The 12,423-nt window shown below is 64.6% G+C and carries 8 protein-coding genes; 3 read left to right on the top strand and 5 right to left on the bottom strand.

Translation table 11 applies throughout. The features are described from left to right. Positions 1–70 precede the first annotated feature (70 nt). Together AC26AR_RS15445 and AC26AR_RS15440 are read right to left on the bottom strand one after the other, a co-directional pair. Positions 71–3,034, bottom strand: a complete 2,964-nt coding sequence (locus AC26AR_RS15445) for an insulinase family protein (RefSeq protein ID WP_488107294.1) — start codon at positions 3,032–3,034, stop codon at positions 71–73. Between the two features lie 209 nt (positions 3,035–3,243). Beyond that, positions 3,244–3,954 carry an SOS response-associated peptidase gene (locus AC26AR_RS15440; protein ID WP_077373602.1) on the bottom strand — a complete coding sequence of 237 codons (711 nt, stop codon included), beginning with the start codon at positions 3,952–3,954 and terminating at the stop codon, positions 3,244–3,246. Positions 3,955–4,253: 299 nt separating this feature from the next. Here AC26AR_RS15440 and AC26AR_RS15435 point away from each other — a divergent pair, with 299 nt between their 5' ends. Next, positions 4,254–4,898: a TetR/AcrR family transcriptional regulator gene (locus AC26AR_RS15435; protein ID WP_077373605.1), complete on the top strand. Its 645-nt coding sequence runs from the start codon at positions 4,254–4,256 to the stop codon at positions 4,896–4,898. Continuing rightward, on the top strand, positions 4,895–6,787 hold the full coding sequence (locus tag AC26AR_RS15430) for an MFS transporter (protein WP_488107293.1): 1,893 nt from the start codon (positions 4,895–4,897) through the stop codon (positions 6,785–6,787). The genes AC26AR_RS15435 and AC26AR_RS15430 overlap by 4 nt, the downstream gene beginning before the upstream one ends. 143 nt (positions 6,788–6,930) lie before the next feature. Here AC26AR_RS15430 and AC26AR_RS15425 read toward each other — a convergent pair whose 3' ends face one another. From AC26AR_RS15425 to AC26AR_RS15415, 3 genes are all read right to left on the bottom strand, one after another. Beyond that, on the bottom strand, positions 6,931–8,190 hold the full coding sequence (locus AC26AR_RS15425) for a multidrug effflux MFS transporter (protein ID WP_176504126.1): 1,260 nt from the start codon (positions 8,188–8,190) through the stop codon (positions 6,931–6,933). Between the two features lie 197 nt (positions 8,191–8,387). Then, the gene (locus tag AC26AR_RS15420) at positions 8,388–9,665 is read right to left on the bottom strand and encodes an HlyC/CorC family transporter (RefSeq protein WP_077373614.1); all 1,278 of its coding nucleotides are present in this window, start codon (positions 9,663–9,665) and stop codon (positions 8,388–8,390) included. 99 nt (positions 9,666–9,764) lie between these two features. Beyond that, the gene (locus AC26AR_RS15415) at positions 9,765–10,562 is read right to left on the bottom strand and encodes a cytochrome C assembly family protein (RefSeq protein WP_077373617.1); all 798 of its coding nucleotides are present in this window, start codon (positions 10,560–10,562) and stop codon (positions 9,765–9,767) included. Positions 10,563–10,904: 342 nt separating this feature from the next. On the opposite strand from AC26AR_RS15415, the gene ffh reads away from it, so the two are divergent. Continuing rightward, the gene (ffh, locus tag AC26AR_RS15410; RefSeq protein ID WP_077373620.1) at positions 10,905–12,347 is read left to right on the top strand and encodes a signal recognition particle protein; all 1,443 of its coding nucleotides are present in this window, start codon (positions 10,905–10,907) and stop codon (positions 12,345–12,347) included. Positions 12,348–12,423: the final 76 nt, after the last annotated feature.

Genomic DNA, 12,423 nt, shown 5'->3' with positions numbered 1-12,423 from the left:
CACGGCTCCGTTCCTCACGGAAGCGTTCTGACTGACCCGCCTGGCCGTCGGGCATGCACGCGTGGCGCGATCAATGCTGGGCATTGCCCGCAGGTTGCGCCGAGGGAGCGGCGGTGGTGGCACCGTGCTCGGCACGTGGCGCCTCCGGCAGCAGGGGGAGCGCGAGCGTCGGCAGGCGCTGATCGAAGTCGCTGGGGATCTCGGGATCAAAGGCCAGTTCCAGCGGCGCCGCCTGAGTCACCTGCTGCCAGGCGTCACGGATATCCTGGACGCTGACCTGCTCCACGGCGTGGATCAGTTGCTGGCGGCGATCAAAGTCGGTCCAGCCGAAGCTCAGTTCGCTCCAGTTGCGTGATGCAAGCTCGGAGAGGCGGCGCGGCTTCTGCTCGAGACCATCGATCACTGCGCTGCGATAGCTGGCGAGCGTGGCCTCATCCAGCGCCGTGATGCGCTCATCGAAGGTCGTGAAGAAGGCATCCATGCGCGAGAACAGGGTCTTGCTGTCCTTGGAAGGCGACTGGACCAGCAGGCTCAGGCCCGGGGCATCCAGCATGGGGGAGTAGCTGGCCGAGACGATGTAGCCCAGTTGCTCATCGGTGCGCAGCCGGCTGTAGAACGGGGCTTCGATCAGCTGGCCCAGCACGGCCAGACTGGCCTGACTCTCGAGCGTGCGATCCTTGCCCTGCAGGTAGCGCAGTGCGCCGGCATCGCCGCGTGAGCTCTCCGGTCGCAACGCGAGGGGCTGGTCCACCCGGTGGATGGCAAGCTCCGGGATGCCGTCGCGCGTGACGCGGGGGGCCAGGCCATTGATCACCAGCTGACCGGTCTCGCGTGCCTGAGTGTCGCTCAGGTTGCCTGCCACCATGGCCTGGACATGCAGGCGTGCCAGGAAGCGCTTGCGGAAGGCGTCCAGACGTTCGCTGGTGACCTGCGCCAGCACGTCCTGCTGCTGCGAGACGGTGGTGGGCTGGCCGACCAGCGCTTCACTGAGACTGCGGCCCAGCTGCGTATACAGGGGCGCCTGGGCGCGATTGCTCAGGCTGCGTGTCATGCGCTGCGTGATGCGTGCCAGTCGTTGAGAGTCGATGTCACCATTGACCAGTTGATCCAGCACCTCGCGCATTTCCGGCTGCTGGCCGTCGCGCCAGCCACTGAACTGCAGCGTGATGCCGCGGCCATGGGCATAGGCCAGAGCATCCTGTCCGGCCAGACGTGCCGGGTACAGGCGGGCATTCAGGCTGTCGTTCAGCCACGCCGCCAATACGCGACTCATGACCTCATCCTCGACCGAGGCGCTCACGGCGGGGTTGAGCAGCCCGAAGCGCCACTCGGCCTTCGGGACCCCGAAACTGTCATCACCCTGATACCAGAGTTCGGCACCGGGCTCGTCGATCAGCTGACGTGGCGGCGCATCGGGCAGATTCAGGACCTGGAAGTCGCTGGCCAGATAAGGATTGGGGGCCGGAAGGGCAAGCCGGGCGGCCAGCGAGGGATCGTCTCCGGCACGGGCGACGGCATCGTCCGTGAGGCGCGTCAGGGTATAGGGCGCCTTGAACCATTTGCCCTGTTGCTCTCCCGTGACATCAGGGCCGGAGTAGACCTCCAGCAGGTTCTCTGGCGTCAGGCGATCAAGGGTCGACTCGATCAGCTCGGCGTCATAGTCCTGCATCAGGTAGGGCGCGGCCAGCACATCCTTGACCGGATAGCGCGTCATCATCATGGCCAGGCTGCTGGCCAGGTCCACGGGAGAGCTGCGCTGCTGGAAGCGGAATTCCTGCTCGCCCAGCGCCGCCTGCTCCTTGTAGCGCCACTCCTCCAGGCCCTGCTGGCGAATCAATGCCAGATAGTCGAACAGCGCGGCGCGGATTTCCGGCTGATGCCGGGCGCCTTCGGGCGTCAGGGTGACACTGATGCTGAGCAGGGCATTCTCGCCATCGCTGGGGCCGCCGCCGGCCGAGAGCCCATCCGCCCAGCCCTTGTCCTTGAGCACCGCCAGCAGGCTGCCTTCCCCTTCATGTCCGATGAGATTGGCAAGGTAGCTGACCGGTTTGACGCGATACTGCGCGACGGGGTCCTCGATGGGGAACATGAAGTCGAGCTCGCGCTCCTGCTTGAGTGCCTTGACCTCCACGCGTGCGGGCAGCTCATCGGCAGTGACCAGCGGCGCATCGATCTGTGGCCGTGAGAGCTCGCGATTCGGGACATCGGAGAAGTTGTGGCGCGTCAGTGACTCCAGTGTGTCCAGCGATTGGGGGCCGACCAGGGTGAGGCGCATCACGCCGGCGCCGTAATGCGCCTGATAGAAGTCCACCAGGCGTTGGCGCAGGCTGCCTGCCTCGCTGTCCTTGAGTGTCTCGAGGCTGCCGACGCTGAAGCGGTTGAAGGGGTGATCTGGATTGAGCGCCTGCTCGACAGCCTCATTCACGCGCCGCCCGTCATCCTGCAGGCGTGCCTGATATTCGGAATGTACGGCATGACGCTCGCGGTCGACGTAGTCGGCATTGAACTGTGGTGCGACGAAGAAGCGGGCAAAGCGCGGCAGGGCCTCGGCGAAGGCATCCGGTGCGATATCGAAGAAGTAGTTGGTGTCCTGGCTGGCGGTGAAGGCGTTGTGCTGTCCGCCGTGACGGGTGATGAATTCCTGATAGGCATCAGGCTCTGGATAACGATCGGTGCCGAGGAATAGCATATGCTCGAGGAAGTGAGCAAGTCCGGGAACGTCATCGGGGTCCTGGGCGCTGCCCACTTCCACGTCCATGGCAGCGGCAGCCTTGTCAGCCGCCGGGTCGCTCACCAGCAGCACCTTGAGGCCATTGTCGAGCGTCAGGCTGCGATAGTCGCGCTGGTCATTGGCGCTCTTGATCACCGGGCCTGCCTGGGTGATGGCAGAGGCCGAGGTGGCTGACGTCATGGAGGACGGTGCGGGGGGCGTGGAGGAATCGGCCAGGCTGACGCCGGGCGACAGGCCGGTGATGACGATGGCGGCGATGGCAGCGCTCAAAGCGAGCGGACGGAATCCTGATGGCAAGGACATCTTCTCTCCTGGTTCACGGCACCGATGACACTGGCATGGTGGTTCGATAAGGGCGATTCATGCGTCGCAAGCGCGCAGGTAGATCAGCAACGGCTCACGAGCAGCGCAGGTCCGAGGATGTGCTCCCCTCCTGGCGATACGCGTGTCTGACCGGCCTGGATTCAGCGTTCCCGATCTGAGCATGCTGTCCGGGCGCCGAGTGGCGTCTCTCAGCTCAGCATCGGGCCGGTGGGGTGCGCGACGCTCCATTCCTGGTGCGCGGGATCATTGACCCGGCGAGCGACGGGGAAGGCCGCGAGGCTGGCGTCCGGTGTCAGCATGGCACGTACCCTGTCCAGCGGGGTATCGGCGCTCAGCCATTCCCGCACCTGATGCGGGGCGATCACCGCCGGCATGCGGTCGGTCAGACGTGCGGTGACACCCGCGCACGCCACGCTGATCAAGGCGAAGCTGTCGCGCCCCTCGGGGGGCAGTCCTTCCATCAGCGGGGGGCTGAAGTGGCGGGTCCACAGCGCGGCGAGCAACAGCGGAGCGCGGGTGGCGTGCGTGACCAGAAAGGGCTGCTTCATGCGCGGCTGTTCCTTCCAGACATAGACCCCACCGACGGGAATCAGTGCCCGTTGACTGGTAAAGGATTCGCGGAACATGCGTCGCGTTTCCAGCGACTCGGCGCGCGCCACGTGGGGAGCGTGGTCCATGACCTCCAGCCAGCTGGGCGTCAGCCCCCAGAGCGCTGGCACCTGGCGAAGCCTCGGGCCTTCCAGGCGCAGCATCGAGACCGGCAGGCGTGGAGCGCGATTGGCGCTCACCAGGCGCTCCTCCCGCAGCTGACGCGTGAGGGCAGGCGTCGCGAGTGATCCGAACAGTTCACTGGGCGGCAGGTCTTCGGGAAACGGGGGAAGGTACAGGCGTCCGGCCACGGAAATCCTTTGAGATGAAGGGCAGGGGGGAACATGCAGGGCGACGCATTGCCCAATCATGAGCGCGAGAGCCCCGCTGCACGCGGCAGTCGCCAGCATGCCACACCTTGGTGGCGCTTGCGTTTGTGCTCAGTCTCGATATGCTGGACGGAAACACTGTTCGATTCAATGGCTGACACGGGGCGCTTCAGGAGCAGGATGCTCAGGTATCGTGACTCTCTCTGCCAACCCGCGCAGTCCGGACACACACCGCGCCAGATTCGCTGCGCGGTAACGCATCTCAGCACCAGAGGAATTCGATGGCCCGTCCACGTCAGCATGCACCGGAAGCGCTGCATGCGCGGGTAATGGAGACATGCGATGAATGGCTCAAGCAGCAGCCCGTTCACGCCTTGTCCTTGCGCAACCTGGCTCGCGAAGTCGGTTGCGCCCCCAGTACCCTGCTCAAGCTCTACGGCAGTTTTGGCAACCTGCTCCAGCACGTCAATCTGACGACCCTGGACCGTCTGCGCGATGCGATTGCCGGGCAGGAGACCCCGAGCCCCTCCCAGCGTCTCAAGGCATTGGCGCGAGCCTATTGGGGCTTTGCCCAGCGCGACCCCTATCGCTGGCAGCTGCTGTTCGATTTCCCGCTGGCCCAGGAAGGGGAGCTGGATCAGCGTCAGAACGCCATGATCGAAGGCTTGTTCGAGCGAGTGGAGCTGGCTCTGGTCGAGTACGCTCCCAAGGTGGAGTCAGTGGAAGCCAAGCGCATGGCGCGAACCCTGTGGGGCAGCGTGCATGGCCTGGTCCAGCTGGGCATGAATGAACGCCTGGGTCTGTGGCAAGGACAGCCGCTGGAAGTCACGGAACTGCTCGACCAGCTGCTGGATACCATGCTGGCGGGGCTCAAGGTGCGCAGCGAGGCTGCAGGCTCGGGGGATGCCACGGAAGCAGGGCGATGAGTCGAGACCTTCTGCGGCGGCCACGCTTTGCCCCCTTCTTCTGGACCCAGGCCCTCGGGGCCTTCAATGACAATCTCTTCAAGAACGCGCTGCTGCTGCTGCTGACCTTCGTGGTCATCGAGCAGCGCGGTTGGGACACCGGCGTCGTCAACAATCTGGCCGCCGGGTTGTTCATCCTGCCTTTTCTGCTGTTTTCCGCCTGGGGCGGCCTGCTGGCGGACCACCTCGACAAGCAGCGGCTGATCGTCAGGCTCAAGTGGCTGGAGCTTGCCACCATGAGCGTGGCGGCGGGTGCCTTGATCTTCGAGGCCTGGGAGCTCTTGCTGGCGCTGCTGTTCATGATGGGCACCCAGTCCGCGCTGTTCGGCCCGGTCAAGTACGCCATCCTGCCTCAGCATCTCAAGGCCGATGAGCTGGTCAGTGGCAACGCCTGGGTTGAACTGGGTACCTTCCTCGCCATTCTGGTCGGTACCTTGGCGGCTGCGGCCTTGATGGCGCTGGGCGGTGAGCTGGCGCGCTGGGCGCTGTCGGCATCGCTGGTGTCGCTGGCGGTGCTGGGCGTACTGGCTGCCATGCGCATTCCGCCGGCGCCTTCCGCTTCTCCGGGGCCGGTGCCCTGGCGGCCGCTGTCCGGCAGCGTGGCGGTGATGCGCGAGGGGCTGAGCAATCGTCGGCTACGCTGGGCGCTGCTCGGCATCAGTGCGTTCTGGTTCCTCGGTGCGAGCTATCTGACGCAATTGCCGGCGTATGCGCGGGATATCGTCCATGGGGCCGAAGGGGCGACATCGGCCCTGCTGGCGGCCTTTGCCATCGGCATTGGCCTGGGGTCGCTGGCCTGTGAGCGTGTCTCGCGTGGACGACTCGAGACAGGGCTTGTGCCCTTCGGGGCGCTGATCATCTTTGCCGGCGGGCTGGACCTTGCCTTGCGCCCGGCGCTGGCTGAGGCCCAGATGGCCACGCCGCTGATCGAGCTGCTGGGTATCGCCGGATTCTGGCGCATGTGGCTGGATCTCGGCGTCATCGGCTTCGGCGGCGGCCTGTATATCGTGCCGCTCTACACGCTGTTGCAGCTGCGCAGCCCCGAGGACCATCGCGCGCGCATGATCGCGGCCAACAATGTGCTCAATGCCTTGCTGATGGTGCTCTCGGCCGGTGCCGGCATTCTGGTGCTGGGCGTGATGGGGCGTGATATTCCGGACTTCCTGCTGCTGCTGTCCTTGATCAGTGGATTGATCGCGGTGATCTGCATGCTGCGTGACCCGCGGCCCTTCCTGCGGCTGATCATCTTCATCCTCATTCACCTGATGTATCGGCTGCACCTCAAGGGGCGCTGGCGGATACCGGCGGAAGGCGCGGCACTGGTGGTGTGCAACCACGTCAGCTTCATGGATGCGCTGATACTCGGCGGCGCCAGCCCGCGCCCATTGCGGTTTCTGATGGATGCCGAGATCTATCACTCTCCTTGGCTCAAGTGGTTCTTCCGCATTGCGGGGGCCATTCCGGTGGATTCCTCGCGCAAGGACCCCGCCGGTGTGCGTCGTTCACTGGAAGAGGTCGGCAAGGCGCTGCGCGAGGGCGAGGTGGTCATGATCTTCCCGGAAGGCAAGCTGACGCGAGATGGGGAAGTGGGACGCTTCCGGCGTGGGCTGGAGCTGATCCTCGCGCGTGATCCGGCGCCGGTGATCCCGATGGCTCTGGGGGGCTTGTGGGGGTCGTGGTTCTCCCACGGCGGCGGGCCGGCCTTTGCCAAGTGGCCGCGTCGTCTGCGTGGTCGGGTGGAGTTGTGCGTCGGTCGCACCTTCGCGCCGGAGAACGTCAAGGCTGCGGAGCTGGAAGAGGCCGTGCGCGATCTGCATCGCAAGGCGACACGCCTGGCGGACTGCCAATGACGGGGTGAAGCTGCTCTGGTCGAGGGTGGCTGCCCCCTCACGTGGTGAGCGCAAGAGCGTTCCCTGAAAAAAAGACGCCGTCCGTGGCTTCACGGGCGGCGTCTTTGCGTATGCGGTTCACGTTCTGCGGACAGTGATGGCGCTTACGCGGGGGCGCTGGAGCTGCTGCCGTGGGCGGCAGGCTGATTGGATGGCGCGGTGTGGCGGGTGACCCAGAAGCCGATGCCGCCCACCAGGCATGCGGCAAGCATGACCAGCGGTACCGGCAGCATGTTGGAGCCGTTCAGCCACAGGCTGGCAATCGCACCGTAGAGTCCGCCGCCTAGGAAGAGCGCGGTGCCCGAGATGGCGTTGGCGACCCCGTGGCCGCGGGTGAACAGCGACTGGTAGTCCGCCATCACGTTGGGGGTGATCATGGCGCCTGCGCCAAGTACCACCAGCATGCCGGGAATCAGGGTGGCGGCGCTGATCGTGCCAGTGAGGCCCAGCCCCAGCAGCCAGGTGATGCCGGTCAGCTGGACGCTCAATGCCAGCTTGACCAGCGTGCGCGTGCGCAGGTGCTTGAGGCCGAGGTGATTGAGACGGTTGCCGACGAACATCGCGACCACATTGGCGCCGAAGGCCAGCGCGAACTGCGGCGGTGTCATCCCGAGTAGCCCTTGATACAGGTAGCTGGCATTGGTGATGAAGGTGAACATGATGCCGGGCCCGCACAGGATCAGCATCAGGTGCCCCGGGACTCCCCGGGTGGTGAGGACGTCGCCATAGCTGCGCAGCACGTTGCGTGGTCTGAAGGGCGTGCGCTCGCTGGCGGGGTGGGTCTCCGGCAGCCAGCGATGGATGATCAGACCGACTATCAGCCCGTAGACTCCCAGCGTGAAAAAGATCGTCGTCCAGTGGCTCAGCGAGATCACCAGGGCGCCCAGGGACGGCGCTATCAGTGGCGCCGTCATCAGTACCATGGTCACGTTGGTCATCAGGCGCGCGGCGTCCTTGCCGGTCGCGACGTCTCTCACCACGGTGCGCGAGACACCGCCGGTCATGCCGGTGGCGATGCCCTGAAGCACTCGCCAGACCAGCAGCCAGTGGAAGTCTCGTGTCAGTGCGCAACCGAGTCCGGCGACGAGAAACAGCACGAAACCAGTCAGGGCGACGGGGCGGCGCCCGAGACTGTCGGACAGCGGGCCACCGCCCAGCTGACCCATCGCGTAGCCGAAGAAGAACATGGTGATGGTCAGGCCGATGCGATGCTCGTCCACACCGAAGTCGCCTGCCATGGAAGGCATGGCGGGTAGATAGGCGTCGGTCGCCAGAGGCGCGAGCGCCACCATCAGTGCCAGCATCAGCGTGAAGCGTGCGGGGTGGTGGTGCAGGACAGTCGTCGGGGAAGAGGCTTGGGTCATGAGGGCCATTTGCGGGTAGTGGGCAGTGCAGGAAAAGGTGGTCCGGCGATCCGGGCAGGCACAGGATAGCGTGTGTCTCCGGCATTGGCCGCCCCGTGGCGTGCAACACCGCATTGCAATGGACGTGAACGCGAAGGGCCCGCCAGATGGCGGGCCCTTCGCGCATGACGCTGCAACGTTACCCTGCAGGCGCTGGATCAGGTGCGCGTGGTGCGCGAGGCCTGCCAACAGCGTGCCGAGGTGATCTGGTTGTCCTTGACCTGCTGGATCTCGATGCGGGTCGTGCCGATGGCCAGACTGGCTGGCGCATCCGGGAAGGATTCCAGGTGCTCGAGGATCAGACCATTGAGCGTCTTGGGGCCATCGGTCGGCAGCTGCCAGCCGATGGCCTTGTTGATCTCGCGGATGTTGGCGGTACCCTCGATCACGTAGCTGCCGTTGTCCTGGGGATGGATTTCCTGATGAGTGCCGGCCACGTCGGTGGTGAACTCGCCGACGATCTCCTCGAGGATATCCTCCAAGGTCGCCAGCCCCTGCACATCGCCATACTCGTCGACCACGATGCCGATGCGGCGCTTCTGCTTCTGGAAATTGAGCAGCTGGGTATGCAGCGGGGTGGATTCCGGGATGAAGTAGGGCTCGCGGGCCTCCTGGATGATGGAGGCCTTGGTGACCTCGTCCAGTGACAGGAAACGGGCCGCATTGCGCAGGTGCAGGATGCCGATGATGTTGTTGATGTCACCCTTGTAGATCGGCACTCGTGTGTGCTGACTGGCGCGGATATGACTGAGAATGATGTCGAGATCATCATCGAGGTCGATACCGAAGATTTCCTGACGCGGCACCATGATGTCATCGACGGTAACGTTCTCGAGGTCGAGGATCGACAGCAGCATGCCCTGGTGACGGCGCGGGATCATGCTGCCAGCCTCGTGGACCACGGTGCGCAGCTCGTCACGGGTCAAGCTGTCGGCCCCGCCGCTGACATCGCGAACGCCGAACAGGCGCAGCAGGCCATTGGAAATGCCATTGACCAGCCAGACCAGCGGATAGAGCAGCTTGAGCATGGGTTCGAGAATCACCGACGCCGGGTAGGCGATACGCTCGGGATTCACGGCGGCCATGGTCTTGGGTGTCACTTCGGCGAAGATCAGCACCACGATGGTGAGGACGGCAGTGGAGATGGCAGGGCCGGAGACATCACCGAAGTAATGGATGGCAATGATGGTGGCCAGAGACGCTGCCAGATTGTTGACGAAGTTGTTGCCGATCAGGATGACGCCGATCAGACGGTCCGGGCGAGATAGCAGGCGGGTGACGCGCTTGGCGCCGCGCTCACCGCTCTTCTCGCGGTGGCTCAGGCGATAGCGGTTGATCGACATCATGCCGGTCTCGGAGCTCGAGAAGAAGGCAGACAGGAAGATCAGGATGACCAGCAGGCCGAACAGCAGCCCCAGCGGGGTGTCGTCGCTCAAGAGTGAAGGGTCCTCGGTGGCGGATTTACGCGCATGATACTGCTGCCGTGACGGCAATGCACCAGCTGCTGCGGGTGCTGCCCGTCACGACAGCGACGCTCAGTGGGAAAACACGACCTGCAGGGCGAACTTGGTGCCGAAGAAGGCCAGCGCCAGCACCAGGCAGCCGCCCAGCGTCCAGCGCGCCGCGCGCTGTCCGCGCCAGCCCAGGACATGATGGCCGAACAGCAGCACGGCGAAGATCACCCAGGCGCCGAAGCTCAGGACCGTCTTGTGCGCGAGGTGCTGGGCGAACAGGTTGTCGAGGTAGATCATGCCGCTGAGAATCGACACGCTGAGCAGGATCATTCCGGCCCAGATCAGCTCGAACAGTGCGCGCTCCATGCTGGTCAGCGCGGGCAGTACCTGGACGATGCCGCGGGTGTGACGCTTCTTCAGCGCATGTTGCTGCAATGACAGCAGACCGGCCTGCATGGCCGAGATGCTGAAGAAGGCCAGTGCCGCCACCGAGGTGAGGATGTGGGCGATGAGCCCCGCGGAAAGTGGATTCTCGGTATTGGCGCTGGGAAGATTCATCACGCCAAGGACGCAGATGGCCGCCACGGGGAAGAGGGCGGCACCGCCGGCAATCACCGGCTTGAACATGCTGGCCAGGATCAGCAGCAGGCTGATGGCCCAGCTGACCAGCGAGGCGCTCTCGAACAGTCCGAGGTGCAGCTCGCCGCCATGGCTGATGGTGAGCCAGACGATCACGGCATGGCAGGCGACGGCTACCAGTGCCAGGCCGCGTACCAGACGTGGTCTGGACGGTACCCGGCGGATGAGCGTCAGGCCCTGCCACAGGCCGGCGCCGAGATAGAAGATGATGGCCAGAAAGGCAAAGGGCAGAGCCTGCATGTGCTGTTGTCCAGGTGCCGAGGATGTACGAGGAGGCAGGTCCTGTACGAGACGCTGCCTATATGATGTGACTATACCGAATGCACTCATGTGATTGCATCCACGCCACGCGCTTTGAGGAGGCTGGCGGAGCCGTGTCGGGGAGAGAATTCCCGGCGAGAGAGGATTTGGTCGGCGCTTGAGTGTCCCCATCATGGAGACAGACCCGCCCTGTGCGTATAATGCGCCACAGGATGAACCATTCACGCGCTGGGGCGTCATGCCGTGACCCCCGGAATCGAGGACAGCACTGTCCTCGAGCCGCTGCGAGCGGCCCCCAGACGTCCCTAGCCGGAGAGGCCCATGTTTCAAAGTTTGAGTGATCGCCTGTCGCAGACGCTGAAGTCGATTACCGGCCAGGCCAAGCTGACGGAAGACAACATCAAGGACACGCTGCGTGAAGTGCGCCGTGCGTTGCTTGAGGCGGATGTCGCACTGCCGGTGGTCAAGGCCTTCATCGACCGCGTGCGCGAGCGTGCCGTCGGTCAGGAAGTGTCCAAGAGCCTGTCGCCGGGTCAGCAGTTCGTCAAGATCGTCCAGCAGGAGCTGGAGGCGATCATGGGCGAAGCCAATGAAGGTCTGGTGCTCAAGGGCAGCCCGGCCGTCATTCTGATGGCGGGTCTGCAGGGTGCGGGCAAGACGACCACCGTCGCCAAGCTGGCGCGTTATCTGCGTGAGCGCGAGAAGAAGAAGGTGCTGGTGGTCTCGGCGGACGTCTATCGTCCGGCCGCCATCGACCAGCTGGAAACGCTGGCCAGGGAAGTCGAGGTGGATTTCTTCCCCTCCGACTCCTCCCAGCAGCCTGTCGCCATCGCTGAAGCGGCGATGAAGCACGCGCGTATCCAGTTCCACGACGTGGTGCTGGTGGATACCGCCGGCCGTCTGCATGTCGATGCCGACATGATGGACGAGATCGCGGCGCTGCATCGCAGCGTCAATCCTGATGAGACGCTGTTCGTCGTCGATGCGATGACCGGTCAGGATGCCGCCAATACCGCCAAGGCCTTCCATGAAGCCCTGCCGCTGACCGGTGTCGTGCTGACCAAGGCCGATGGTGATGCGCGTGGTGGTGCGGCGCTGTCCGTTCGCCACATCACCGGCAAGCCGATCAAGTTCATGGGGATGGGGGAGAAGGTCGATGCCCTCGAGCCCTTCCACCCGGACCGCATCGCCTCGCGCATCCTCGGCATGGGCGACATGCTGTCGCTGATCGAGGAAGCCGAGCGCAGCGTCGACAAGACCAAGGCCGAGCAGCTGGCCAAGAAGGTCCAGAAAGGCTCGGGCTTCGATCTCGAGGACTTCCGCGATCAGCTTCAGCAGCTCAAGAACATGGGTGGCATGGGCAGCCTGATGTCCAAGCTGCCGGGCATGGGGCAGCTGGCGGAAGTCGCCCAGAGCCAGGCCAGCGAGAAGGAGCTGGGCAAGCTCGAGGCGATGATCAACTCCATGACACCCAAGGAGCGTCGCAACCCGGATCTCATCAATGGCTCGCGCAAGCGTCGCATCTGCATGGGCTCCGGTACCCAGGTGCCGGACCTCAATCGTCTGCTCAAGCAGCACAAGCAGATGGCCAAGATGATGAAGAAGGCCGGCAAGAAAGGTGGCATGCAGAAGATGATGCGTGGCATGTCCGGCATGATGGGCGGCGGCGGTCCCGGTGGCATGGGTGGCCCCGGCGGCATGGGCGGTCCCGGCGGGATGGGAGGCATGGGTGGCCCGGGCGGCGGACGCTTCCCGCGTCGCTGAGTCTCCGGCAAGGCTCTGAGGTTCTCGTCGACAGGATTTCGTGGCGTCAGAGTCACGAATCGCGCCCCGTGACACG

It is taken from the genome of Cobetia sp. PS-4MA (assembly GCF_057670765.1).
The sequence above is the reverse complement of the archived record's forward strand: the minus strand, read 5'-3'. Positions and strand labels throughout refer to the sequence as shown.

Excerpts from the sequence above, each read along its gene's own strand:
- AC26AR_RS15445 (WP_488107294.1), bottom strand. The coding sequence starts at position 3,034 with ATGTCCTTGCCATCAGGATTCCGTCCGCTCGCTTTGAGCGCTGCCATC.
- AC26AR_RS15435 (WP_077373605.1), top strand. The coding sequence starts at position 4,254 with ATGGCCCGTCCACGTCAGCATGCACCGGAAGCGCTGCATGCGCGGGTA.
- AC26AR_RS15430 (WP_488107293.1), top strand. The coding sequence starts at position 4,895 with ATGAGTCGAGACCTTCTGCGGCGGCCACGCTTTGCCCCCTTCTTCTGG.
- AC26AR_RS15425 (WP_176504126.1), bottom strand. The coding sequence starts at position 8,190 with ATGACCCAAGCCTCTTCCCCGACGACTGTCCTGCACCACCACCCCGCA.
- AC26AR_RS15415 (WP_077373617.1), bottom strand. The coding sequence starts at position 10,562 with ATGCAGGCTCTGCCCTTTGCCTTTCTGGCCATCATCTTCTATCTCGGC.
- ffh (WP_077373620.1), top strand. The coding sequence starts at position 10,905 with ATGTTTCAAAGTTTGAGTGATCGCCTGTCGCAGACGCTGAAGTCGATT.